The organism is Paenibacillus lacisediminis, assembly GCF_046567315.2.
Genome location: NZ_JBKIAX020000018.1, coordinates 125,523 through 149,787, shown reverse-complemented (window position 1 = coordinate 149,787; position 24,265 = coordinate 125,523). Strand labels below are relative to the sequence as shown.

Genomic DNA, 24,265 nt, shown 5'->3' with positions numbered 1-24,265 from the left:
GCCAAAAATCTCAACTGAACCGTCTCATTTTTTCCTCATCTCATTTTCTTCTCTCTTTTTTGCGAACCCTGCTCTAGCCCTCACCCCCTGCTCTCTGAACGAAAGGGATAATCGTGCAAAGGCAAGCAGCAGGTAGGGACACCAAGATACCAAGGCACCAAGACACGAACCCTTTGGACAACCCCCTCACCCGGCGTCGATTTGTGACACTGCTCGAGGGCGGCTACGGTGCAAAAGGCAGATGCATTGCCTCGGCAAAAGCTGATTTCGGCGAAAGCTGACCTCGGCGAATCGTGACGCCCTCTTCAGCGTTGACGCTTCCATGCTTCCATGTCTCCACGTTTGAGCGGAATCGCAGCAAAGCGGTCGAGTAGCTTGCCCGGTTTAGGGAAGACACTGTCCGCCTCTGATTCAGCGTAAACTCCGGCAATGAATGGATTGCTGCTTTACCCAGCTAAATCAAGGCTTGTCTGCCGATTTTTTGCTGCGAAAGTTGAGTTATGAGTTCAAATCAAACGGTTTTTAAACTCGATGTGAACCTCCATCCGATAAGCTCCTTTCCACCTTTCCCATCCCCTGTTACAATTAGGAAATAGCATCTTTGAGGAAACGGGTGGATGGAACTGATATGGCCAAGGAAAGCTTTGATAAGGAAATCCAGTTTCTGCGCATGCTTGTGCTGACCAGTGGAGCTTACAGCAGACAGCAGTTTGCGAAGCGTCTCGGCATCTCTGTGCATACGTTCGACAAGACGATCCGCCGGCTGAAGGAGATCGTCAGCACCATGCATCAGCATTTGCCGGAGGAGCAGGGGAAGGAGCTCGCCGAGGCGATTCGCTTCAATTACTATGAATCAACCGATCCGATGCTGCTTTTCCTGTTTCGCGCCAAGTCGCTGAAGGAGTCCGAATCGCAAAGGATTTCGCTGCTCCTTGCCGCGCTGAACGAGCAGGCGCTGACGGCGATGGAACTGATGGACATTTGCTGCGGCAGCCTGCCTGCGAACGTTCCGCTCCCCGACGAGAAAACGATCCGGTCGGACTTGAAATATTTGGAGGAAGTTGGCGTCATCAAGAAGGAATCCGCCTCCCGCCCCTACCGGTACCGGATGGACAACGACCTGGTACTGGAACTGTCGGATGAGGAACTCTACGATCTGTACGATTTTGTCGACGTGATGGCAAGCACGCAGGTTCCTTCCGTCCAAGGCTATTTGCTCCGGGATGGATTAAAGAAGCATTTGCTGCGGGGGCAGGCCGAGCCGCAGGCGGTCGAGCCTTTTTTATATAAATATCATTATTATTCGCGGATTCTGGACGAGGCGCATTTGTTCACGCTGCTGGACGCCATCCGGCACCGCCGGAAAGTGCGGTTTCTGTATTTTTCGCCTAAAGCCGACAAGAGCTATGCCTCGCAAAATACAAACCCCTTGTTCGAAAGGGAAACGGCGGGCAAAGCTGAGCAAACGCTCCCTTTAAAGGTCGTTTACGACCATCAGTATGGGCGCTGGTACCTGCTGGGAAACGGCAGAGAAGGTATCCGCAAATACCGTATGGAGGGCATGACGCAAATTGAGGAAGCGGACGCGGTGCCCGAGGCTTTATTCGAAGAGAAGACGGCCGAGCTGGAGGAGAAGATGAGGTACAGCTGGCTGATCGATACGGGCGCCCCGGTGACCGTGCGGGCAAGGTTTTTTAACCCGGGGCCGTCCGAACCGAATTTTGTCAAAGAACGTGTGCTGCTGCAGGGACAATGGGGGCGGATTGTGTCCGAGGACGAGGAAGCCTTCATCTACGAAATCACGGTGAACGGAACGACCGAAATTAAGCCTTGGCTGCGAAGCTTCGGATCGAGCTGCGAGGTGCTGGAGCCCCGTTATTTTCGCCGGGAAATGATTGCCGAATGGAAGGAGATCCAGGCGTACTATGAATCCGTTTGAGAAAATTTTCAACTATCAGATCATCTCCCGGCTGGACGATGCCGGCACGTTTATGATCACCGCACACGAGCGGGCCTGGCTGAAAAAGATGCTGAAACATCCTGCGGCGGCCCAAGCTTTTACGGCGGAAACCAGGGACAAATTGCTTTCGCTCCTGGAAAAAGACCCGGCTATGGATACCTCCGGCCACCTGACCGAAAAGGCCAAAAGCGTGGAAAAGCAGGTGTATCACCCGCTGCTGCGCCCTTTACGCCGCTGTATCGCGGACGGAAGCGGAATTCGCATCACTTATAAGGTAAAAGGAGGCCGGGTTCACGAAGACCATTCCGGGGTGGCTTACAAGTTGGAGTATTCCATGGTTAAGCGCGAATGGTATTTGCTCTGGTATAACCTGCGGCGTCGTGCGCTAATGAGCACCCGGCTGGCGAAAATCGTCGCCATCGCGGCCGAACCGGCCGCGCCCACCGCTTTGGAACGGGCGCTCGCAGCTGTCAAGCGGTCGCTTGATGCGCGGAAGACGCAAGCCCTGGTGGAAGTCGGCCGGGAGTATCATATGGAGCTGTCCCGCATCCTCTACGCCTTCTCGTGTTTCGAGAAGACTGTCGACTATGACGAAGGCCGCGGTACGTACCGCATACGGGTATGCTTTTTGGCCGATGAAGCCGAATATCTGCTTTCCAAAATCCGCTTCCTCGGGAAGCGCGTCCGGGTCATCGAAGGCGATTATTTAAAGCGCAGAATGCTGGAGGCCTCCACCAAGGCGCTGGAGAGATATGGCGCCCTCGATACGGCGGAAGATATCCCGGGAGAGTTATCTTCATAAAACTACTTCCGCCGATTTTTCGTAAACCGCATATATGTAATTATGGCCGCAATCATCATGGCGAGGAAGCCGACGTTGCTTGCCCAATCCTTGGTCATTCCCAGCAACATGCACAGGTTGGTCACTAGGCTGTTCGTCAGCAGCGCGATCAGAATTAAAAAGATCGGCCTAAAGCCCCGGCAAAATATATTTTCAAATGATAGGTTTTACTTGCATAAGAGAGGCGACTTCATGATAGATTAGCGCGTGCTTTTCCTCCAGCTCCAGAGCCCCGTCGATCACACGCATGTTTTCCTTGTGGGCCAACTCCTGGAACTTCTCGGCAACGGCGCGGACATTTTGAAGATTTCCCATCAATGGGCTCTGTCCGTCGATGCGCTGCCGGTTTCTTTCATAACTCACGCCCGGGGGCGTATTTAAAAAGATAGCCAAATCCGGCGCCGGAATCGAGCGGTACAGCATACGGACAACAGCTTCATCGACCCAGAAACTCCGGTACACGATATCGTCGTACCAATACCTGTCCACGACCAAATGAACGCCGGCCTCCACAAGCGGCTTCAGGCATTCGTGGTAAACCTGCAGGCAGCCTCCGGCAAATACGGACGTAACGGCCAGGGCATTCCCGGCATTTTGCAGCGTTTCCGTATATACAAAATCATGCATTAACGGAAAACGGTGTTTCCAATCGAGGCACAACCTGGTAAAAACCACGCCGAACCGCTTAAGTTCTTCTACTTTTTGTTTGGCCCGTTCCCCGTAATCCTCCGACTCAAACTGCAGCCTGGCACACTTCATCCCGGCCTGTTCCAGTTTTTCCTGCAGGAGCGTGAGCTGCGTGCTTTTTCCGGCGCCGTCGAGCCCGCTGATGCTTATGATCTTTCCGCTCACCCGCGAAACCTCCTTCATATGATTGTTGAGCAACAGATTACGATCCACTATAACCGTATTACGGGCCAGACTCTATAAAGATTCGTACAGTCGGGCGCCAAGCATATATACCTGCAGGATTATTTATAGTAAAATATGCCTATCTTTTTGCGATTTGCACCTTAGAACGGAGGATAACAACAATGATGAAAGGCTTACGTTTACTAACAGCGCTCTGCACGATGCTAGCATTGGGCACGGCCACGACCGCCTGCGCGCCTGTGGAGGCGCTGCTGTCTTCGCCCGGCGGCAGCTCGCAGACCGATCCGAACGGGATATTTACGCCTCTTAATCTCGCTATTCGAGACGGGAACGTAGAGGAGGTAAAGAAACTGTTGGAGCAAGGGGCTTCCCCCAATGAGGACGCCGACTACGGAAGCGGGGCGGAATCGATTCCTGTCGGCAATCTGTCGCTGGCGGTCAACTTCAACAAGGAGCCGCTGGAAATGGTGCGACTGCTGCTGGAAGCCGGGGCCGATCCGCAAAAGGATCCCTTTGCGCTGGACGACGCCATTGAAAAGGGCGAGTTGGAGGTTGTAAGCCTGCTGCTGCAGTATGGCGCCGACCCGAATCAAGGGCTTCAGGCTGCGGTCATGTACGATCAGATGGAAATCGCCGCGCTGCTGCTGCAAAACGGAGCCGATCCGAATCAGGGCGTAACGCTGGCCAGAACGACCTATAACGCCAGAATGCTGGAGCTGCTCGAAGAGGCCGGAGCAACGGTAGAGCAGCTTCCGAGAGAACAGACCCACCCGGAAGACTATACCCGAAGCGAAGACGGATCCCTGATCCGCCTGCACTAAACCGCCTGCGTTAATCACCCTGCGGATCAAGCGAAACAATTCCCCGCAGCAAAAGATCCACCATCTGCACCAACGCTTTTTCCAGAGGGAGTTCAGTGTTTCTGACCGTCTGATCGTCCATTAAGCGATACAAGGCCCCGATGTAGATCTGAATAAAGATCTCGATATCGAACGGACGCAAAACTCCCTCCGCCATCCCCTCCTTGACGAGCGATCGAATGTGGTCCCAACTCGTCGTCACGTACTTGTCGATTTCCCTCCACTGCTTGGGGTATCTCTTCCTAAGCTCTTGAAGAATTCTGATATCGGTGAAAAGGAACCGCTGCGGCAGGACGACCAATGCTTTTCGAAGCTTCTGCAACGTATTCAGGGTCCCGTCAGCCATGATTGCGGCTTCCGCTTCTTTCATTTCAGCGACCGCCCGTTCGACGATATGCTCAATGATCCGTTCTTTGGATTCGAAATATTGATAGAGAGTTTTCGTGCTCACGCCCAAACCGGCCGCCAGGTCCCGAATCGTAAATTTAAATCCCCGCTGCAAAATTTCTTGTTCCGCAGCCTGTATAATTCTTTCTTTCATCCCACGCCCCCCTCCAAACTCGAGAATGATGGAAAATATATAAACCATTTTGTTTTCCTTGGTTTCCATAGTACATGATTGCTCCCTTCCTGTTCAACCCGGTTTTGATCTGTTTTGAGCCGAATGGGGCCGAAGTTGGCTTTGTCATTGACATGTCTGGTGGCCGAACCTTTATAATCATAGGGTTATGTGAAAGGAGATTTCGTCATGTGGTTTATGTTTGCTTTATTTACTGCGCTCGCCTGGGGCGGTGCGGACCTGTTTTATAAAAAAGGCAGCGACAGCCATGACCGGTTCAGCCATATTAAAATCGTCATCATGGTTGGCCTGGTCATGGGGATTCACAGCACGGCTTATCTGCTGATTAAAGGGCTGCACTTCGATCCCGCCGACATGATCCGGTATTTACCGGTGTCTGCACTGTATATCCTGTCGATGGCGATCGGCTATTTTGGGCTTAGATACATTGAACTGTCGATTTCCTCACCCGTGCAAAACTCTTCCGGCGCCGTCACCGCCATTTTGCTGTACCTGTTTTTTCCCCATGACCTCGGCGTCTTTGAAGTGATGGGGGTGGCGATCATTACCTGCGGTGTGGTCGGTCTGGCCGTGCTGGAAAAAAGAGCGGAACGTCAAGCCCTCCAGGCCAGCTTCGCGAAGGTCGATGTCAAATACCAAATCGGCGTGATGGCGATTACGTTCCCGATTCTTTACTGTATCCTCGATGGGCTCGGCACCTTTGCCGACGGGATCTATCTGGACGAGCTCAAGCTGATCGGCGAAGACGCCGCCCTGCTCGCCTATGAGTTTACCTTTTTTATTTGCGCCGTGATCGCCTACGCTTATCTTGTTTTTGTCAAAAAGCAGCGGTTTAACCTTTTCCGCGAGCGGGTCAAAGGGTATGCTGCCATCTTCGAAACGACCGGGCAATTCTTCTACGTGTTCGCCATGTCCGGCAACGCCATTATCTCGGCACCGCTGATCGCTTCCTACAGCATTTTTTCCGTGATTCTGTCACGGATTTTCCTCAAGGAGCGGCTCGGCAAGCTGCAGTACGGGGTGATCGTCCTGGTGATGATCGGAATCGCTTTGCTGGGGTTGGCGGATGAGCTGTAAAAAGAGTGCGGTCAGACCTTAGCGGAAAGGGCCTTAGCGGTAATTTTTACCGCTATTTTTCCGTTTTGGCGCTTTGCCCGAGAATAACGGACATTTATGTCGCTATTCCCCGGGATCGCCCAGGAAACCGGCCCTTTTGCCGCCTTCGCAGGACAATAACGCCACAAAATGTCCCTATTTCGGCTGGACCGCTTGATGCGGCAAGGATAACGACCTTTTTTTCCGCTATTTCCAGCGGACCACACAAAAAAAAGGCCTGGCGCGCATGGCACCAAGCCGTTGAAGGCGCGGAGGCAGGCAGGTTATAGCAGCAACACCCGTCTCCAGCTCCAAAACCTATATCAAGCAAGCTTCTGCCCGCAGTTTGGACAAAAGTTCGCGCCTTCGTTTTTCGTGCCGCAGTTCGGGCAGAAGTTGGGGCGTTTGCCGCCTTCCGGCGCGGATGGGGCGGGCGACGTCGACGGGACTGGCGGCGCGGACGGCGCAGATGGAGCCGCGGATGGGGCGGGCGGCGCAGACTGGGCGGACGGAGCTGCCGATTCCGAACCCTTCCCGCCCGCAGACGGCGCCGACGATTCAGCATGTTGCTCGGCTGCCGGTTTAGGACTCGGAGTCCCCGCTTGATTCTGGTTTTGGTTCATATTTTTCAGCATTTCGTTCGCCATGTTCATCCCCATCATCATGCTCGCCATGTCCGCAGCGGCCCCGCCGCCCTGCACCTTGCCGGAAGCAATGCCGTCCGTCAAGCTGACTTGCTGGTATTTGGAGAGATTCCCGATCATTTCATGCGACGCCGTTTTGGTGATCATATCTTGAATTTCTTTTGGATAATTGAAGCTCATCACTTGAAAGCCTGTAATCGCAAACCCGTCGTCCATCACCTGCATATCCAGGTCCTCGCGGATGCCTCTGGCGATGTCTGCGGCGTTGGCCTGCAGATTAAACATATCCTTACCTTCCCGGCTGATCCACTTCATCAGCAGTTGGTCCAGCACGGACGTAATCCGCAGCTTCACATCGTCCACGAGATAACTTGGCTTAATCCCGGCAATCTTGTCGATCAGCGTCACGTAGTCATTTACCTTAAAGTTGAACGTGCCGTTGGCGCGAATCGGCATGCCGCCCGGCAACTGAGGCGTCGGAATGAGAACCGGATTTTGCGTGCCCCATTTCACGGTGAATTCCTTCGTATTGACAAAAAGCACCTCGACCCGCATGCCGCTGTTGAAGCCGAACTTAAACCCTTTTAACGTCGACAAAAAAGGAATGATATCCGATTCGATATTAAATTCCCCTTCATCCTTAAAGATCCCCTCGATCTTCCCGTTGTTGATGAAAATAGCGTCCTGGCCGGAGCGGATAATCAGTTTGCTTCCTTTTTTGATCTCACGGTTGCTCCATTTCCAGAAAATCATGTCGTCTCTGAACTCTTCCCATTCCACTACGTTCGCAAATTGATTTCTAAAGAATCCCATCGTTGTCCCTCATCCCTTTCGTTAAAATGATCCCCGACTGCCGCTGTGCGAATGCCCGCCGCCGGTCCGTCCGCCCCCGCCTCCGCCACCGGAACTGCTGCTCTTCTGGATTTTCCGTTTCGTGACCGTCGTGCGGATGAACCGGTCCTGCCGCTGCAGAACACCTGAAGCTCCGGCATCCTCATAGGTTCTGCCGCTCACTGTTACACGCCCGCCGGAGCGGTAAGCCATGATGCCGACGGCAATGCCGCCGATCGCCAACGCTCCGCCCAGTTGAACCCAGAGGTTGAACAAAATATTGTCCGGGTTGACCCCCGGCTCGTATCCCATGTAGCGGTTTGCCGTTTTTATATATTGCTCGAAAGCCTGGCGATAATCGCCTTCCGTCAAATCGGGCGTGATTTTGTCCCTAATCTTATCCAACCGTCCATCACCGAGGTATTGCTCAGCCTTATAAAATCCGGCCAAATAAATGTCGCGGTTTCGCATGTCCACTGTCAGAATAACGGCATCCCCGTGAGCCTTATCGTAACCCGGAGCCTGTTCGTCGTAAAAATCCTCGGTTATTTTGACGACGTCCTCATTTTCCGGATTATCGGTCGTGATGATCATAATATCCGTCTCGCGTTCGGCCCCGTATTCGTTCGCCATGGCGTTCAGCTCGTCGTAGTCGGCCTGGCTCAGGAGATGGGCGTCGTCATAAATCAAAGTTTTGTACCCCGCAACCGCTGCAGCCTTTATGGCTTGCACTGGCACCGTGAGGCAGAAGGAGGACAGCAGACAGATCGTTATGAGCCAAAAGCGCTTTTTCATAGGAATCCGCCTCCCATCAACCAGGCTACGATTTTTAATGACAGAAAAGAGATTCCGGCAATCCCGGCAAACCACGCCGCCACCTTCGCCTTGCTGATTGGCGGCTTGCCAACCACCTTGCCTGTCTGGCCGTTCATAGCGAAAGTGTACTGCTTGCGGTTGTAGTCGTAATAAACCATCCAGACCGGCAGCAGCACGTAATCCGCCCGTTTTACGGTCGTATCGATTTGTTTGTCCGTATAGCTCACCGTGGCATACCCGGAAACCGTTGAAGATATATAAGAGTCGATATAAGGCCGCGTTTTCTCTTTGGCCCGGGGGGTGAGTTCCGCATCAGTGTAGCTGTATTTTTCGGCAATGTATCCGGCCAGGTAGGGCGTCTTGAACGCTTTGAGCTGTTCGTAAGGAAAAGGCTCCAGCTTATCCATCAGCTCATCATTCATTTTCACCGAAGCGTCGATCGGCAGCCGGACATAATCGAGGCGGATTTTCCGGTAAATCTCGAAATGGTCTGTTTCCGTATATTGATATTCGCCGCGCGTGTAGCTTCTCACCTTCGTCCCGTGGCCCTGGACCTCGATCCGGTTATGTAAATCATACAACCAGAACGGCACGTAGATCCCCGTAATGCCCTGGATACGGTCAGCAGTCATGAAGCCTCTCGGCGTGAGCAGTCCTTTTCCGCACCATTTCTTAAAAGCGGCCATCGCTTCTTCCTTGCTGATCGTAAAAGGAATCACCTGCGCCGGGGCCAGTTTGCCCGTCAGGCGGTCGCTCAGCACCACGGCGGAGCCGCAGAAGCTGCAGGTGGTCGCGCTGGTCTCCGGCTCGGTGACGATGACGGCGCCGCAGCTTTCGCAGTGGTACTCTCTTACCTCATCTTCCGCGAACACCTGCTGCTTTAGCGGATCGGGAATTTGCTCGATATCGTCCTTTCTGCCGCAGCTCGGACAGGCCAGCATCCCCGTCTCGCTGTCAAACGTCATGCCGCTGCCGCAGTTCGGACATTTGTATTCAATCACCGGCATTGTCGTCTTTTCCTTTCTCCAACTGCGCGATAAGTTCATCCAGATCGTCTTTCCGCGCGCCGTCCCGCAGTTCGGCAAGAGCCTCCGCTTCGTTCAAAGCGCGGTCGGCCTGCTCTTCCGCCGCGCGGAATGCGGCCTCCACCCCGCCGGCGGACGCGCTCGCATGGGTCTGTTGCAGCCTCCCCGCTTGCGCGAGCTTGGCTTTTAGCGAGGTATGCCGCGCTTCCAGCTCGCTTAGATCGGAGACCAGCTTATCCTGCATCTGCTTCATTTGGGCGGCGTTGGCGGATATTTGCTCATACGCCGCTTGCAATTCGCCGAGCCGCTCCGCCTGCTGCGCTTTTCGCTCCAGGAACTTACGCGCCCGCTCCTCGTCTCCCGACTCCACGGCCTTTTCCGCATACCGCTGCAGCTTCCGGACCTCCGCGCCGCACTCGTCAAGCGCCCGTTTCGCCCGGCTCTCTTCCGCCTGCACCGCAGCCGTCTCCGCCTTCACCTGCCCCAAATCGCGATGCATTTGGCGCATGTATTCATCAATCGTTTTCTCCGGGTCCTCCGCCCGTTCCAGCAAACTGCCGATATTGGCCCGCATCACATCCCGAAACCTCGCCAAGATTCCCATGCCCTGTTCCTCCCTCGATCGATCTATATGTACTTATAATACATGAAAAGCGGGCCTTTGGTTTCAAAGTGGTCAACCGGGAAAAATGTCCAAAACAAAAAAAGACGCCTCCCTCGCGGGATTTGTCCTGATTTGCGCCGCAAAGCAGCGTTTATGCAGCGTTTATATTCTTGTTGTTTAAAGATTGACGATACGTGAGCTTGAGCTTCTTCCGGCGCTCTGTGCGAAGCCTACAGCACTTGTAGGGCTGCCTCTCAGAACTACCGAATCCAAAAATCCTGTACTGTTGACATAGTGAATGACCAGGAAAATTCCGGCTGTGTTCGATGGGATCGGAACGTCAGGATGCCCCATACCCCTTTGGGTTTGCACGTACTCATTATGTGACATAGCAACAACGTTCTTAATCTGCCCAGCTTTGATTTCGGCCGCAAATCCTTTGCCGACAAATATAATGGCGTCGCTTAACAAGTTGGCCCGCACAGATTGGCCGCTTGATAGAGGAAGACCGCGTATGTGCCTCCCCGGGAAGCTAGCGATGATCCCCATGGCTGCTTCTTTCTTCTTTTTATTGGATTGCCTGAAGCCGATGATAATTATTGTGATAACAAAAATCAATACTGCCGGAGCCAGCTCTCCAATCCATCTCCCGATAAATCCCACCACCAAACAAGCAACAATTACCCAAAACCATGCTTTCTTATAAAAATCTTTCAAGAACCAAAACCTCATTCCTGTAGGTAATTTGTACCATAAATATATCAGAAGTTTCGTTTTGATTCTATCCATCCGCTTCCTAAAATCACATATACATTTTGCAAAATTATGAACAATTACAAAGTCCCAAAAATAGCCCATTCCGTCAAATGCAAAAGTGCATTTCATTCCCCCCGAAACCGGGCCATTTTCGCGATTCAAATGCAAAAGTGCAGGCCGTTTTCGCCATTTCGCTCAAAATCGCCTCCAATCCTCATTTTCAACTGCACTTTTGCATCTCATCGCTCTAATTGCTCGAATTCGGCCCATTTCAACTGCACTTTTGCACTTGGTTCAGTGACGCCGGCGTTTTTTTCAAAGGAACATGTACGGAATCCGCTCAGCCCTCCGGCTTCGCATTCTTGTGGGAATAGGCGATCAGATTCACCTTTTCCCCGGTAGACTGCTCCAGCTTGTCCTCCAGCTTGCGGATCTCCTCAACAAGATGCTCCTTGCCTTCCAAGTCGGTAAAAACATAATCCTGCCGCATGACGCACGCTCCTCGCCGTTTTTACCCAGTGTTTGTGGGGAAGCCCGTTTTTATGCAGTTTGTTGGCGTCATTGGCGCTTGAGCTTGTTACTCTTCCACCAAACTAATGAGCAGCCCCTTCGCCTGTGACTTATTCTCTTCAGAAAGCCACACTCTGATCGTAGGATCGGTATCCCCGGATTTCCCCAAAGTCTTTTTTAGCTCCGACCATGTCTCTTCTTCATGCCGGTTAATGACCTGATTTCCATCGGAGCGAATATGTCTGATGAAAATTCTTGTCGAGGCATCCACTTGAACATGGGCATCCCCCGCTTCCTTTTCTTCTTCCGCTTCCGCCGGCGCAGTCGTGAGCGTAACCTTGGAGTTCGGGCGTATCGTAATCTCGTCCGTGGTCCCATTGGTGATCCCGTCCGTTTCCAGGCCCGCCAGTTTCCCGAACAGATCCGCTTTAGTCTCATCCCATCCCGCCAGGATTTCCGCATTCTCATCGATATACTCAACCTCTGAATCGGTAAACGGCAATAAACCTGGGTCAACCCAAGCGACGGCTGCGAATCCGCAAATTCCCATGAGCAAATAAGCGCCTACCATAGCCCTCAGCAGCGCGTTTCCGGAGCGTGTCATCTTACGTAGCTGCACAACAAAACCTATACCGATAATCCCTCCTGTCACGTTAAGCAAAATATCATCGATATCGCTACTGCCCAAGGCCAGGATATACTGGATGACTTCCAACGAAAAAGAGATAGCCAGCAGCCAGAGGACCTGAAGCCGCAAAGGTTTCCGCCCCGCCATAAAAGCCGCGAACATCCCCAACGGAATAAAAATGGCGAGATTCCCGCCGATATTCGCAAGCACCCTGTCGAATTCAATGGCTTCATTCGTGAAATATTCCATAATCGTTCGAAAAGGAATCACATTCAAGCTTCTAAATGGTAAAAAATTGCCCCGAAGCATCGCCGACAAAGGGATGGTTTTGAACAATATGATTTTGATCATGAACACGGTGTAAACCGTAAACATCAAATAGAATACTCCAAGCAGGATCCTGCCTGCGCTCCCCGTTTCACCCAGTCTGGCATGCAGTTTTTGCTCCCCTTGGGACTCCATGCGCCATCACACCTTTCGGAAATTCATTTACTAGCAAAAAAACGTTTACTTGGGCCAATCTGTTACACTTGTTCATTTTTCGCCCGGAAACAAGAAAAACGCCTGGCGGCGTCTTTTTATGACTCTGACTTCTACGTCAGAGCAATTCCTTTCTTTCCTGAGCTGAAGCAACGGATGCTTCAGCTCTTTCCAATCTGTGGGCCGCTGCTCTAACGGACACCAGCGACCTTATCCGCCTATTTCCCGGGTATTTCCCAGCCTAACGGACACACATGACTCTATTTGGCTCAAAACCAGTTCATCCGGGCCGATTTGAGGTAAATAAGGTCATCTGTGGTCCGTTACATTTTGCAATCCTCCGTTTTTCCGCAGATAACGGCTCTGGTGTCCCTTAGCCTTCAGGTTCCTCCTCTCCTCCCCTCTCTACCTGTGCATCGTCCTCTACCCCGCCGGAAAATTTATAAATTCTAGTATCTCAAAAAATCCCGGAAGACCGAAGGCCTCCCGGGCATCGTAAAACCGTTTAAAATGATATATTGCCTTCCTCCCGACTACTTCAACCTTGCGTCTTTCGCCAAAATCGGCACCATCCGACGCTTCCCGTTTCTGAACACCGTCAACTCCGTATAACCCAGCTCTACCGCGTCGGCCAAAGCGCTATCCAATAATGTTCCAATATCGTCCGGAAAATGGGCGTCCGAGGATAAAGTAAGCGGAACCTGATATTCGGCCAACACGGACAGGAATAAGGGACTCGGACAGCTCTCCGCAATCGGGTACCGGTAGGCCAGGCCGGTATTAATCTCGGTAATGACCCCGCTCTGTACCATGGTCCCGGCGATTTGCCGGTAATACGGAAGCAGCTCCGTCTCGTCGGCCGGGCGAAAGCCGAAGACTTTCAGGTTGTCCGGGTGGGCGATAATATGGAATAAACCCGACTCACAGGCCTGTCTTAACAATTCGTAATAGGCCGCGTAGGTTTGCACGGGATCTCTCCCGTCAAATCCAGCCTTTGCCTCGGGATTGTCAAACCCCCAGCCATCGAGGAAATGCACCGATCCAATCACGTAGTCCCATCCATAGCTCTCCAGCAACGCGCCAAGCTCCGCTTCGCCGCCGGGGAAGAAATCCGTCTCGATGCCAAGCGCAAGATCCGGCCTTGTTTTCTTTGCTTCCGTGACAAAGTCCACGAAATCCGCAAGCGACGCAACGCAAACCTGATCAAGCCACGTACGCTGCAGCTTACCGACGGGACTGTCATCCAGCAGCATGTGTTTTTCATAGTAGGACCGGCATTCCCGAAAACGATATAAATGATCCACGACCCCAAACTCTTGAATGCCTCGCTCGCGCCCTGTCGTTAAATAGCGGTCCAGCCATTCCTCGCTATAGCAACCCTGCCGCATTCTGCGAGACAGCAGCTGCGCCATTTCCTCCGCAAACGGAAGCGTATGATGCCCCAGCGCCCGATCCGGCTTCGGTTCCGTCGAAGACAACCCTTGCAAAGTGCGTGATAACCAGCGTAACGAATACGGGCCTTCCTCCAAATGAAAATGCAAATCAACCTTCATCCGCCATATCCTCCTTGTCTAATCCCATTTCACCATGGCCTCGGAAGGCTTAATCCCCAAATAATGGCACATTAACGGGGCAAAATAGAGCTGCGACAATCCCCGCGCGTCATCAAGCATGGAAGCGGGGACCGGCAACTCGCCAAAAACATAAAGCGGGACATTCCGTTCCTCCGGCTCCGTTCCCCCATGCTGCCCCATCGCATTCATCCCATGGTCCGACGTGACGATGACCTGATATCCCTGCGCCCTCCATAACGGAACCAACGTGGCCAGCATCCCGTCAACCGCTCGCACGGCGCCTTCATATTGCTTGCTTTCCCCGCCGTGCTTGTGGCCCATATCATCGATATTCATCGAGTGGATATATAAAAAATGCGGATCGTACGCCAAACGCAAATGTTCGGCATCGCTAAACAGATGGCTGTCCGGATAGTGATCCTCGTAATAGAAAATACCGTGCTGGATCGGTTTGCCCTCATCATGCTGATGGCGGTCGGTCACGGGGTTGAATGGAGCGCTGTTATACAGCTCACTGACCCAATGATACGCGGCGGCCGCCGTCCTTAAGCCCGCCCCCACCGCGAGCTGAAACACGCTACGCTCATGGCTTAGCCGGGCGATATGATTCGCCGTGATGCCGTTTTTCGCGGCTGTCGTGCCGGTCAGCAACACTTCATAGAGCGGGCGCGACAGGCTGGGCAACTGCGATTGAACCTGATAACAGGCGGCCTCCCCCTGCTCCACCAAATGCTCTATGTACCCCAAATACTTGCGGGCGGCATCATATCTTAATCCGTCCAAAACAACGACAACAAGCTTAGCTTCTGTGCCAGTCATCCTGTTTCTCCCCCTTCATTTTGCTTCGATCCACTGGATATGTTTATTCCGGAGCGTCTGCCCCCATTCCTTCGGCAGAGCCGCATCGCTAACGATCGCGTGAACCTTGCCGAGCGGGGCAATCTCCACAAAAGCTTCCTTATCCAGCTTGGATTCATCAGCCAACACAATCGTCCGGTAAGCGGCCTCGATCATCCGCCGCGACATCCCCGTTTCGTTGATATCGTAATCGCTGATACCCCGTTCCAAGGAAATCCCCCCGATGGAGATAAAAGCTTTGTCGACCCGGAATTGCGACATGACGCTCTCGCCGATCGTTCCCGACATCGACTGCTGCTCGGGATTCAGTTCCCCGCCGATTACAAAAATTTTCCCGGAAAACCTCCCGCTAGTGAGCGACTCCATTAAATGATAGGCCACGGCCAGCGAGTTCGTCAGAATCGTCAATCGTTCCCGCCCGGCGATGGCTTTGGCCAGCTCCAGCGTCGTTGTTCCAATGTCGATCGCAATCGTGTCGCCGGATTCGATCAGTTCGGCGGCCGCGCGGCCGATCCGTTCTTTTTCCTCCGCCTTCACCTTCTGGCGCTGCAGATAAGGGGGCTCGTAGCTCGTCAGTTTGGGGAGCAACGCGCCGCCGTAGACTCTTTTCGCCAGACCTTCTTTTTCCAATAAAATCAGATCACGGCGAACGGTCTCCTCCGAAACGGTAAACAACTGCGATAATGCCGGCACCTTCACCTGACCCTCTTGCTTTAATTGCTCCACGATGACGCGTTTGCGTTCCTCGGATGAAATCGACAAATCCTTAAGCCCCTTCCTTCTCAAGCTGCAGCAGCTGCGATCGATTCAAAGCCAGGTTTACCGGGCTATTGTCGCCGAGCCGCGGGGAACGGCCGTCATTCAGCGCGTCGACCGTCAGCCTGATGCCTGCGGCATCGATGGTATAACGGATCACGTTGCCCAAAATGGACGCCGAATGAACAGTGCCCTCTACAATCTGTTTGCCCGCAGTTGCTTGTTTGTCCCCGTCCCCCCGATCCGTGCTTGCCAGGACCAGCGATTCCGGCCGGATGGCGAAGCTCTCCGCCTCACTATCGACGGTCCCGAACAGCCGCAAAACCTCGGCGCGGGACAGCACATTGTAGCTGCCCATGAACCGGGCGACAAACTCCGTTTTTGGCGTGGAATACAGCTCTTCTGGCGTCCCTTGCTGCACGATGCTTCCCTTATTCATCAAACATACCCGATCGGATAAGGTTAAGGCCTCTTCCTGATCATGGGTCACAAAGATCGTGGTCATGTTGAATTTTTTCTGGATCTCGCGGATTTCGGTGCGCAGGTTTTTGCGGATTTTCGCGTCGAGCGCGCTCAGCGGTTCGTCCAAGAGCAGAACCTTGGGCTGTACGGCCAGGGAACGGGCGAGCGCCACGCGCTGCTGCTGCCCTCCCGACAGATGCTGGGGATACGCATCCCGCTTGTCCGCCATATCGATGAGTTCCAGCAATTCCTCGGCTCTTTGGCGTCTGGCCTCCTTGGAGGCTCCTCGCATTTTCATCCCGTACCCAATATTTTCACTAACCGTCATGTTGGGAAACAGGGCATAAGATTGAAACACCATGCCAATCTCCCGGCTGCGCGGTGGCAAGTTGACGATATCCTTATCGTCCAGCCAAATCTGCCCGTCACTTAGCTCCGTCAGCCCCGCGATGCAACGCAGCAACGTGCTTTTTCCACAGCCGGAAGGCCCCAGCAGGGTCACAAGTTCCCCCTCGCGGATATTCAAATTCACCTGGTTCAGCACCGTCGTATCGCCAAATTGCTTGCGGATTCCCGCCAGCTTCAAATAAGGTTTCATTCCGCTATCCCCCTGTTCACTTTTTTGCCGAGCTTCATCAGGACCATGGACAGCACCAGAATAAACAGAAAGTAGGAAATGGCAATCGCACTGGCCAGATGCCCGCTTTCATTCATCCTGCGGGCCAAATACACCTGAATGGTCTGAATATGTCCCCCCACCAGCATGTTCGTTAAGACGAATTCGCCAAATAGGACGGAGAAGGATAACAACGTCGAAGTCATGACCCCGGGCCAGATATTCGGCAAAATCACGCTGATAAAAGCCTTGCTGCGGCTGGCGCCCAGCATCTCCGCGGCATTCAGCAGCTCCACCGCCGAAACGGTCAACAAACTGTTGCGGATGCCCTGATACATATAAGGCAAAATGACGATGAAATACGCGCCGATCAGAATATAGGCGGTGCCTGAAATGTTAAGCGGTCCGGAAGAATAGGCGCGAATCAGTCCGACGGCGGCGACGACCCCGGGCACGGCATAAGGGAGTACGACGATCCCTTTCATGAAGCTTTCCAGCCGCGGCAAATAAACCGTAATGATAAACACGGCCGGCAGCATGACCGCAAGGCTGAGCGCCACGCTGATCAGGCATAAATAGAAAGATTTCCACAGCGCATCCAGAAATCGCGTATCCCGAAACATCTCGCCGAACCATTCCAGCGTCCAGCTCTCCGGCAGGATGGTGGCCTGCCATTCCTTAGCGAACGCATAAATGAGCGTGGCCATCAGAGGAAGGAGCAAGTAGACCATCAGCAAAAGCATGAGCGAACGATGCCCCCAGCCGGCTTTCTTGCTTGGTGCCTCCATCATAATTCCTCCTTCAAGGCTGAGGATTTCAGCTTGGGCCATTTCCGCGGGCTGCGGGCTTTTTGCGTAATGTAGCCGGATTGAAACCGGTTTGAACGCTGGGTCATCTTATGATTTAAAAAGACAGCCAGCAGGGTCGATAACGCCATAATCACCGCGAGCGCATTCCCGAGTTGCGGTTCGCTCACCACGTCGCCCGAGACCAGGTTGCCGATCCGCACGGCGAGCAAATTGAAATTGCTTCCGACCAGAGCATAAGCCGTCGCATACGCCCCCATGCTGTTGGCGAACAAAATCCCCAGCGTCCCGAATACGGCGGGCATAAGCACCGGAATGCCGATCGTCCGCCAAAATTGCCACGTACTGGCGCCAAGGAGCGCCGCCGCCTCCTTCCACTGCTCGCGAATCCCGTAAAAGGAAGGGTACAACAGCAATAAAGCAAGGGGGACCTGAAAATAAACATAAACCAGCACCAGCCCCGACCAGCTATATAAATTGAAACCGTCGAACACATTCCAGCCCCAATGCTTAAACAGCAAAGTAAACACCCCGTTGCTGCCCAGCAGAATAATATAAGCGAAGGCCAGCGGAACGCCGGCAAAATTCGAGGTCATATTGGACAACATGATCAGGCGATCCCGCATTCTCGGCGCAAAGCGCGTCACGGAATAAGCGCAAATGAGCCCCACGGCAACCCCAATCACGCTGGAAAACACCGAAATCAGCAGACTGTTTTTGATGGCTTTGAGATAATAATCGCTTTGCAGAATTCTGGCATAATAATCGAACGTAAAACCTGAGCCGTCCCCTTGACTGATGCTTCCCGTCAGCATGGACAGGATGGGGACCAGTTGGAACAGGGCGATCATCACGGCAAAAGGAACCAGCCCGAGCAAAAACCAGCGATTTTTACGCTTCACGTCTCTCCCTCCCCTATTTGAAATAACCCCAAAAACCTATAAATTCTATAAGGAGCGCCATTCGTACAGGACGATGACGCTCCACCTAGAACTTCAATCGTTCTTCGAGCTAGGAGTGCTGCTGCTAGTTCATGTGCACAAGCACGCGCTCTTGCCACAGTTGGGGAAGCTTTTTCGCTGTTTCTTCCCAGGCCTTGTAATCGCTAACCGGCTTGACGTTGGCATAGGCTTCGGCAGGCAGCAGCTTGGCCGCCACATCTTCAGGAAGCTGGACGCTTTCGCGGATCGGTCTGGCGTAGCCTTTTGCCAGGTTGATTTGACCTTCATCGCTCAGAATATACTCACGGGCCAGTTTGGCGGCATTCGGATGCGGAGCATACTTGTTGATGATCGTGGCGTAACCGCTGACGACGCTGCCTTCCTTGGGAATGGTGACGTTGAACTTATCCACGCCCCCCAGTTGATCTCTATAGTTCAGTGCGTTGAAGTCCCAGAACAAGGTCACTTGCACTTCGCCCTTCTCGATGTTGGCCAGCGAAGCTTCGGCATTGGACAGGCGTCCCTTTTGGGCCAGATCTTCAAAATAAGCGATCCCCGGCTCGATGTTCGTTTCATCGCCGCCATAAGCCATTGCGGCCGCCAACACGGCCATTTGTGCTTGCGCCGCTTTCGTGACGTCGCCAACGATGATTTTATAGTCGCCGTTCTTTAGATCTTCCCAGCTTTGCGGCGCCTGCTTGACCAGATCCGTGTTGGTAAAGAACGCGATCGAGCCCGTATAACCTACGACCCAGTGCCCGTCCTGATCCTTGGCCCAATCCGGAATCTCATCCCAATACGAAGTTTTGTAAGGTTGAGTTACACCCTTATCCACTGCTACCGGCCCAAAGGCGATGCCCACGTCGCCGATATCCGCGGTCGGCTTGTCCTTCTCCGCCTCGAATTTGTTGATTTCATCGGCGCTCGACATATCCGTGTCCGTATGCTGCAGTGAGTACTTGGTTTGCAGGTCCGCCCACGTATCTTTCCAGTTCGCCCACGAATCCGGCATGCCAACGCTGACGACGGAGCCTTCTTCCTTCGCCTTCTTCTCCAGATCAGCCAGCGAGATATCCTCCGCCGGAGCTCCGGCGCTGGCATTGGCACCTGCATTGGCGGCAGCATTTCCGCTTGCGTTGGAGCTTCCTTCATTACTGCCGCCGGTTCCACAAGCCGCAAGCATCAAAACAAACAAGGACAGAACAAGGCCAAACGCCAGTTGCTTCTTTAACCATGATTTCATGTTTTCTTCGCACTCCCTGTGGATTATTGTGGGTTTAATATGTATTTATGTTGATTTCAACCCAATTAGAGTATAGGTATGGACTGTTTGCGCTGGATTAAAAGAGTTGTTTATGTTTATTAAAATCGTACACATGGGCTGAAACGGGCTCTGACGAATGAATAGTTGCAAAACGTACAACTAGATTTCAACGAAGCGGCAGGTTAACACGTTTTAATTGCATTTCCTGCAACTACACCCCAACCTCTGCGCCTACCCTACGAATCATGCAGATTTAATTGCAGCAATTACATTTAAACAAGCACCTCACCCCATTTTCCGATGAGTAACTGTACCTTTTACAACTATTCAACGGTGCGCCCATAGACCAGAGCAAAATCACAGGTGTTTAAGAAATACGCCTGACGAGAACCCTCCCTTCTTTCATGAGCCGAAGCACCAAGCACTTCGGCTCTTTCCAATCTGTGGACGCTGCTCTAACGGACACCAGCGACCTTATCCGCCCATTTCCCGGGTATTTCCCAGCCTAACGGACACCCACGGCCCTATTTCGCTCTAAACCCGTTCATCCAGGCCGATTTGAGGTAAATAAGGTCATCTGTGTCCGTTTACATTTTGCAATCCTCCGTTTTTCCTCAAATAACGGCTCTGGTGTCCCTTAGCCCCCTCCAGGTCCCTCTTCTCCTCCTCTCTCTACCTGCACATCGCCCTCTACCATGCCCGAAATTTTATAAAATCTATAAGGCCAAAGAAAAACCGCCAGGGAAGATCACCCTGACGGTCCTTTTAGATTCTCTGATTCTGGCTCACAACCCGCTCGATATGAATGGTCAAATAAAGCATCTCTTCATTCGTCAGTTCGCGATGGTAGGTTTTGCGGATGTAAACCTTGATCCGCTCCACGCAGGCGAAGGCCTCCCTGTACTGCTCCCTGACCATCCCAAACAGGGCGTTGTCCGTACTGGTGATGTCGGTCCCGTTGATCAGCCGTTGGGCAAAAAATTTCAGATGCGTAATGAAGCGGAAATAGGCCAATGATTCCTCGTCGTATTCGATGCCAAAATGCTTGCGGACGATAGACAGAACATCATGCATCACAGCTCGGCATTCACCAGATGAAGGGCGATCTGTGCCGCTTCATCCTCGGGGAGCACGACGCCGAGATCCTGGCGCAACATTTTCAGCGCTTCAAGTCCGACCTCGAACTCTTCTTTATAGAAACGCTTGACCTCCCACAAGAGCGGATTTTTAATGTCCATGCCCTTGAAGGCCCGCTTGATGGCAAAACTGATGTGGTCCGTAAGCGTGACGTAAATGCTGTCATGCAGAATTTTGCCCAGGTGCAGCTTGGCATATTGGATGATCTTCTCGGATGCTTCCATATGCTCCATCGGAATCTCGGCCAACAGGGTCTGAAGCTTCTCGGACAATCCCTTGTTGTCCAAAGTGAACATTTTTTCGATCTTGTCCTTGTCAACCTGGTCTCCAGCCTTCTTCTGGAAGGCGATTCCCTTCCCCATAATGACCGATTCCTTGCGATTTTCGTTCACGACGATGATCACATTATTGTTCAGTACTCGCTCTATTCGCATCCGAATCATCCTTTGCCTTTAGGAGGATTTCTCCGTTCGTAGCAATGATTTGCCGATACCAGTCAAAGCTCTTCTTTTTCATTCTCCGTAATGTGCCCCGGCCTTCATTGTCTTTATCCACATGGATGAAGCCGTACCGCTTGTTCATTTCGCCGGTGCCCGCGCTGACGATATCGATCGGCCCCCACCAGGTATAGCCCATAATCTCGCATCCGTCCTGGATCGCCTGATGGAGTTCGAGCAGATGCTGATTCAAATACTGCATGCGGCTGTCATCGGCGATCGTGCCGTCCGCGCCGATCTCATCCCGGTCGCCGAACCCATTCTCCACGATAAAAATCGGCTTCCGGTAGCGGTCGTAGATTTCATTGCACACATACCGCAGCCCTTTGGGATCGATGGGCCAGCCCCACGAGGTTTTGGTGAGATAGGGGTTGTCCAGGCCCATAATCCCGCCGGTGTTGCCCAGGATAGGCATACCCGCCTTATGGGTCGTGCTGCGGTAGTAGCTGAATCCGATATAATCGGCCGGATAGGCCCTAATCAGTTCCAAATCGCCCGGTTCGATAGCAAGCTCAATGCCATGTTCTCTAAAAATCCGCTCCGCATAGCTTGGATATTCCCCGCGCAGCAGCACATCCGAATAGAACAGCGAGCGGCGTCTCAGCTCATAGGTCTCGAACACATCATCCGGATGGCAGGAGTTCGGATAGATGATGCTCAAGGAAAGCATGCAGCCCATGCGGGCGGCGGGAATGATCTCGCGCAGCAGTTTGGTGGCGGCGGCGCTGGCTACGAACAGATGGTGGCTCGCCTGATAAATATCCTGCAGCTTCCGCTCCAGGTTGCGCAGCTCGATCCCCCCCGCCGCCAGCGGAATCGTATGCATATGATTGATTTCATTGAAGCCTATCCAATACTTGACCTTGTTTTTGTAGCGCTTGAAGATGACTTCGCAATACTGCGTAAAAAAAGCCACCAGCTTCCGGTTCGTCCAGCCGCCGTATTCCCGCACCAAATGCAGCGGAGTCTCAAAGTGGGAAATCGTAATGACCGGCTCGATGCCATGCTGGAGCAGTTCGTCGAACAGGTTGTCGTAAAATTGCAGACCCGCTTCGTTAGGCTGCTGTTCATCCCCATTAGGGAAAATCCGCGACCAAGCAATCGAGGTGCGCAGGCACTTGAAGCCCATTTCCGCGAACAGAGCCACGTCCTCCTTATAGCGATGGTAGAAGTCGATCGCCTCATGGCTTGGATAATAGGCATTTGGATCAATCGCATCATCCAGCACGCCGTTGACGATTCCATGCCTTAACGCATCGTTGATCGAAGGCCCTCTCCCATCCTCATTCCAGGCGCCTTCGGCCTGATTGGCGGCGATAGCGCCGCCCCACAGAAAATGTTCCGGAAACGATGTTGTCGAGATCATATATATTTTCCTCCGTTTCAGTTTGAATGGTAAGGTTCAACTATAGCTGTTCGCCATGGCTGGCGATGACCTGTTTGTACCAATAAAAGCTATCCTTCTTGATCCGGCGCAGCTCCCTGGCATCCGTCTCGTCCCGGTCCACATAGATGAAGCCATAGCGCTTTTGATACCCGTTCAGCCAGCTCAGCAGGTCCGTGAATGACCAGGAGCAGTAGCCGATAACCTCCACTCCGTCCGTAATCGCATCCTGAATCGCGGAGATATGGCTGCGGAGATAATCGATGCGGTAATCGTCATGAATGACATCGCCCGGTTCCAGTTTGTCGAATTCGCCGAGGCCATTTTCGGTAATAAAAACCGGCAGCCGGTAGCGGCTCGTGATTCTGCGCAAACCGACCCGCAGCCCCTGGGGATCGATATCCCAGTCCCAATTGGTGGTCTCCACATAGGGATTGGCGGTGGTTTTGTACATGCCCGGGATGCCGGTCGGCTTGGTCGAACCCTTTGCCCCGGTCGTGTTTTTGTGTCCAAGCTCCAACCGCTGCTGCAGTCCGTACTGCTCAACCGTCGTGGTCCGATAATAATTGACGCCCATGAAATCAGGCTTGGCCGAGGCCAGCAGCTCGAAGTCGCCATCGTGAATTGCCGGAGCGAGTCCATTATCCTCCAGGTACGCCCAAGCGGCAGCCGGGTAGCGTCCCCACGCGTAGATGTCCATCCAGAAGTAATTGTTCAGCTCCTCGCTGTTTTCGTAAGCCAAAATGTTCGCCGGAGCGGAATTGACCGGATAGTAAGGCTTGTAGGCAAAGCTGGGGCCGATCAGCCCGCCCGGCACGATCTCACGGAACGAACGAATCACGGTGGCATTGGCCAGATTGGCAATATGATTCACTTCGTACATGCGTTTGCGATCCCGTACACCCGGAGGGTGCAGCCCGGTCTCGTAGCCGTAGCTGACAAAATAATTTTGTTCATTGAGCGACACCCAGTACTTTACCCGGTCCCCGTAACGCTTGAAAAGAGTAACGGCATAGTTGTTGAAATCCTCAATAATCCGCCGCGATTCCCAGCCGCCGTATTCATCCATCAGCGCCTGGGGCAGGTCCCAATGATACAAGGTCAGGACCGGCTCAATCCCGTGCGCGATCAGTTCATTAATCAGGTCGTCGTAAAAAGCTAGCCCCCGTTCGTTGGCTTCCCCCCGTCCCGCCGGATAAATACGGCTCCAGGCGATGGAGAAGCGGTATGCTTTCAGCCCCTGCTCAGCCATCAGCGCAATGTCTTCCTTGTAGCGGTGGTAGTGATCAACGGCGACATCGCCGTTCGAGCCCTTGAACGTGGTCCCTTCCTGTTTCGTAAAAACATCCCATACGGAAGGCCCTTTGCCATCGGCATCCCAGGCTCCTTCAACCTGGTAAGCCGCCGTTGCCGATCCCCATAAAAAGCCGGCAGGAAACGGAGCTTTACTGCGATGTTCCATAGGAT

The 24,265-nt window shown here is 53.1% G+C and carries 22 protein-coding genes and 1 pseudogene; 4 read left to right on the top strand and 19 right to left on the bottom strand.

Annotated elements, in window-relative coordinates:
• Positions 1-628: 628 nt before the first annotated feature.
• Together ACLD72_RS26630 and ACLD72_RS26625 are read left to right on the top strand one after the other, a co-directional pair.
• Positions 629-1,939, top strand: a complete 1,311-nt coding sequence (locus tag ACLD72_RS26630; protein ID WP_411001524.1) for a helix-turn-helix transcriptional regulator — start codon at positions 629-631, stop codon at positions 1,937-1,939.
• The gene (locus ACLD72_RS26625) at positions 1,926-2,762 is read left to right on the top strand and encodes a WYL domain-containing protein (RefSeq protein WP_411001404.1); all 837 of its coding nucleotides are present in this window, start codon (positions 1,926-1,928) and stop codon (positions 2,760-2,762) included. Before ACLD72_RS26630 ends, ACLD72_RS26625 begins: the two co-directional genes overlap by 14 nt.
• 192 nt (positions 2,763-2,954) lie before the next feature.
• Here the strand turns inward: ACLD72_RS26625 and ACLD72_RS26620 are convergent, their stop codons facing one another.
• Complete coding sequence (locus ACLD72_RS26620) at positions 2,955-3,653, bottom strand: dTMP kinase (RefSeq protein ID WP_411001405.1); 699 nt, start codon at positions 3,651-3,653, stop codon at positions 2,955-2,957.
• Positions 3,654-3,835: 182 nt separating this feature from the next.
• On the opposite strand from ACLD72_RS26620, the gene ACLD72_RS26615 reads away from it, so the two are divergent.
• Positions 3,836-4,495: an ankyrin repeat domain-containing protein gene (locus tag ACLD72_RS26615; RefSeq protein WP_411001406.1), complete on the top strand. Its 660-nt coding sequence runs from the start codon at positions 3,836-3,838 to the stop codon at positions 4,493-4,495.
• Positions 4,496-4,505: 10 nt separating this feature from the next.
• On the opposite strand, the gene ACLD72_RS26610 is transcribed toward ACLD72_RS26615, so the two are convergent.
• Positions 4,506-5,075, bottom strand: a complete 570-nt coding sequence (locus ACLD72_RS26610; RefSeq protein ID WP_458476238.1) for a TetR/AcrR family transcriptional regulator — start codon at positions 5,073-5,075, stop codon at positions 4,506-4,508.
• A gap of 207 nt (positions 5,076-5,282) precedes the next feature.
• Here ACLD72_RS26610 and ACLD72_RS26605 point away from each other — a divergent pair, with 207 nt between their 5' ends.
• Positions 5,283-6,191 carry an EamA family transporter gene (locus ACLD72_RS26605; protein WP_411001408.1) on the top strand — a complete coding sequence of 303 codons (909 nt, stop codon included), beginning with the start codon at positions 5,283-5,285 and terminating at the stop codon, positions 6,189-6,191.
• A gap of 341 nt (positions 6,192-6,532) precedes the next feature.
• Here ACLD72_RS26605 and ACLD72_RS26600 read toward each other — a convergent pair whose 3' ends face one another.
• The 17 genes and pseudogenes from ACLD72_RS26600 to ACLD72_RS26520 all read right to left on the bottom strand — a co-directional run bounded on the left by ACLD72_RS26600 (position 6,533) and on the right by ACLD72_RS26520 (position 24,260).
• Positions 6,533-7,666, bottom strand: a complete 1,134-nt coding sequence (locus ACLD72_RS26600; RefSeq protein ID WP_411001409.1) for an SPFH domain-containing protein — start codon at positions 7,664-7,666, stop codon at positions 6,533-6,535.
• A gap of 21 nt (positions 7,667-7,687) precedes the next feature.
• Positions 7,688-8,479 (bottom strand): TPM domain-containing protein, encoded by a 792-nt coding sequence (locus ACLD72_RS26595; RefSeq protein WP_411001410.1) that lies wholly within the window; start codon positions 8,477-8,479, stop codon positions 7,688-7,690.
• Positions 8,476-9,507: a TFIIB-type zinc ribbon-containing protein gene (locus ACLD72_RS26590; RefSeq protein WP_411001525.1), complete on the bottom strand. Its 1,032-nt coding sequence runs from the start codon at positions 9,505-9,507 to the stop codon at positions 8,476-8,478. The genes ACLD72_RS26595 and ACLD72_RS26590 overlap by 4 nt, the downstream gene beginning before the upstream one ends.
• Positions 9,494-10,129 (bottom strand): PspA/IM30 family protein, encoded by a 636-nt coding sequence (locus ACLD72_RS26585; RefSeq protein WP_411001411.1) that lies wholly within the window; start codon positions 10,127-10,129, stop codon positions 9,494-9,496. The genes ACLD72_RS26590 and ACLD72_RS26585 overlap by 14 nt, the downstream gene beginning before the upstream one ends.
• A 177-nt stretch (positions 10,130-10,306) precedes the next feature.
• Entirely contained in the window at positions 10,307-11,053 is a 747-nt protein-coding gene (locus ACLD72_RS26580; RefSeq protein WP_458476237.1) for a hypothetical protein, read from the bottom strand.
• 172 nt (positions 11,054-11,225) lie between these two features.
• Positions 11,226-11,375, bottom strand: coding sequence for a hypothetical protein (locus ACLD72_RS26575; RefSeq protein ID WP_196427487.1), 150 nt, complete (start codon positions 11,373-11,375; stop codon positions 11,226-11,228).
• A gap of 87 nt (positions 11,376-11,462) precedes the next feature.
• Positions 11,463-12,485 carry a VanZ family protein gene (locus ACLD72_RS26570; protein WP_411001413.1) on the bottom strand — a complete coding sequence of 341 codons (1,023 nt, stop codon included), beginning with the start codon at positions 12,483-12,485 and terminating at the stop codon, positions 11,463-11,465.
• Positions 12,486-13,036: 551 nt separating this feature from the next.
• Positions 13,037-14,056, bottom strand: coding sequence for a PHP domain-containing protein (locus ACLD72_RS26565; protein WP_411001414.1), 1,020 nt, complete (start codon positions 14,054-14,056; stop codon positions 13,037-13,039).
• A gap of 18 nt (positions 14,057-14,074) precedes the next feature.
• Entirely contained in the window at positions 14,075-14,896 is an 822-nt protein-coding gene (locus tag ACLD72_RS26560) for an alkaline phosphatase family protein (protein WP_411001415.1), read from the bottom strand.
• Between the two features lie 15 nt (positions 14,897-14,911).
• A complete protein-coding gene (locus ACLD72_RS26555) occupies positions 14,912-15,697 on the bottom strand; it encodes a DeoR/GlpR family DNA-binding transcription regulator (RefSeq protein WP_411001416.1) in 786 nt (261 codons plus the stop codon).
• Positions 15,698-15,701: 4 nt separating this feature from the next.
• Positions 15,702-16,751 (bottom strand): ABC transporter ATP-binding protein, encoded by a 1,050-nt coding sequence (locus ACLD72_RS26550; protein WP_411001417.1) that lies wholly within the window; start codon positions 16,749-16,751, stop codon positions 15,702-15,704.
• A complete protein-coding gene (locus ACLD72_RS26545; RefSeq protein ID WP_411001526.1) occupies positions 16,748-17,557 on the bottom strand; it encodes an ABC transporter permease in 810 nt (269 codons plus the stop codon). Before ACLD72_RS26545 ends, ACLD72_RS26550 begins: the two co-directional genes overlap by 4 nt.
• A complete protein-coding gene (locus ACLD72_RS26540) occupies positions 17,557-18,477 on the bottom strand; it encodes an ABC transporter permease (protein WP_411001418.1) in 921 nt (306 codons plus the stop codon). The genes ACLD72_RS26545 and ACLD72_RS26540 overlap by 1 nt, the downstream gene beginning before the upstream one ends.
• Before the next feature lie 124 nt (positions 18,478-18,601).
• The gene (locus tag ACLD72_RS26535; protein ID WP_411001419.1) at positions 18,602-19,759 is read right to left on the bottom strand and encodes an ABC transporter substrate-binding protein; all 1,158 of its coding nucleotides are present in this window, start codon (positions 19,757-19,759) and stop codon (positions 18,602-18,604) included.
• A gap of 786 nt (positions 19,760-20,545) precedes the next feature.
• A pseudogene (gene licT, locus ACLD72_RS26530) lies at positions 20,546-21,351 on the bottom strand (BglG family transcription antiterminator LicT).
• Positions 21,323-22,780: a glycoside hydrolase family 1 protein gene (locus ACLD72_RS26525; protein WP_411001420.1), complete on the bottom strand. Its 1,458-nt coding sequence runs from the start codon at positions 22,778-22,780 to the stop codon at positions 21,323-21,325. Before ACLD72_RS26525 ends, licT begins: the two are co-directional and overlap by 29 nt.
• A 40-nt stretch (positions 22,781-22,820) precedes the next feature.
• Positions 22,821-24,260: a glycoside hydrolase family 1 protein gene (locus ACLD72_RS26520; protein ID WP_411001421.1), complete on the bottom strand. Its 1,440-nt coding sequence runs from the start codon at positions 24,258-24,260 to the stop codon at positions 22,821-22,823.
• Positions 24,261-24,265 lie beyond the last annotated feature (5 nt).

Bases quoted from the DNA above. Each gene is read 5' to 3' on its own strand.
- ACLD72_RS26630 (WP_411001524.1), top strand. From the start codon at position 629: ATGGCCAAGGAAAGCTTTGATAAGGAAATCCAGTTTCTGCGCATGCTT.
- ACLD72_RS26625 (WP_411001404.1), top strand. From the start codon at position 1,926: ATGAATCCGTTTGAGAAAATTTTCAACTATCAGATCATCTCCCGGCTG.
- ACLD72_RS26615 (WP_411001406.1), top strand. From the start codon at position 3,836: ATGATGAAAGGCTTACGTTTACTAACAGCGCTCTGCACGATGCTAGCA.
- ACLD72_RS26610 (WP_458476238.1), bottom strand. From the start codon at position 5,075: ATGAAAGAAAGAATTATACAGGCTGCGGAACAAGAAATTTTGCAGCGG.
- ACLD72_RS26605 (WP_411001408.1), top strand. From the start codon at position 5,283: ATGTGGTTTATGTTTGCTTTATTTACTGCGCTCGCCTGGGGCGGTGCG.
- ACLD72_RS26600 (WP_411001409.1), bottom strand. From the start codon at position 7,666: ATGGGATTCTTTAGAAATCAATTTGCGAACGTAGTGGAATGGGAAGAG.
- ACLD72_RS26595 (WP_411001410.1), bottom strand. From the start codon at position 8,479: ATGAAAAAGCGCTTTTGGCTCATAACGATCTGTCTGCTGTCCTCCTTC.
- ACLD72_RS26590 (WP_411001525.1), bottom strand. From the start codon at position 9,507: ATGCCGGTGATTGAATACAAATGTCCGAACTGCGGCAGCGGCATGACG.
- ACLD72_RS26585 (WP_411001411.1), bottom strand. From the start codon at position 10,129: ATGGGAATCTTGGCGAGGTTTCGGGATGTGATGCGGGCCAATATCGGC.
- ACLD72_RS26575 (WP_196427487.1), bottom strand. From the start codon at position 11,375: ATGCGGCAGGATTATGTTTTTACCGACTTGGAAGGCAAGGAGCATCTT.
- ACLD72_RS26570 (WP_411001413.1), bottom strand. From the start codon at position 12,485: ATGGAGTCCCAAGGGGAGCAAAAACTGCATGCCAGACTGGGTGAAACG.
- ACLD72_RS26565 (WP_411001414.1), bottom strand. From the start codon at position 14,056: ATGAAGGTTGATTTGCATTTTCATTTGGAGGAAGGCCCGTATTCGTTA.
- ACLD72_RS26560 (WP_411001415.1), bottom strand. From the start codon at position 14,896: ATGACTGGCACAGAAGCTAAGCTTGTTGTCGTTGTTTTGGACGGATTA.
- ACLD72_RS26550 (WP_411001417.1), bottom strand. From the start codon at position 16,751: ATGAAACCTTATTTGAAGCTGGCGGGAATCCGCAAGCAATTTGGCGAT.
- ACLD72_RS26545 (WP_411001526.1), bottom strand. From the start codon at position 17,557: ATGGAGGCACCAAGCAAGAAAGCCGGCTGGGGGCATCGTTCGCTCATG.
- ACLD72_RS26535 (WP_411001419.1), bottom strand. From the start codon at position 19,759: ATGAAATCATGGTTAAAGAAGCAACTGGCGTTTGGCCTTGTTCTGTCC.
- ACLD72_RS26525 (WP_411001420.1), bottom strand. From the start codon at position 22,780: ATGATCTCGACAACATCGTTTCCGGAACATTTTCTGTGGGGCGGCGCT.
- ACLD72_RS26520 (WP_411001421.1), bottom strand. From the start codon at position 24,260: ATGGAACATCGCAGTAAAGCTCCGTTTCCTGCCGGCTTTTTATGGGGA.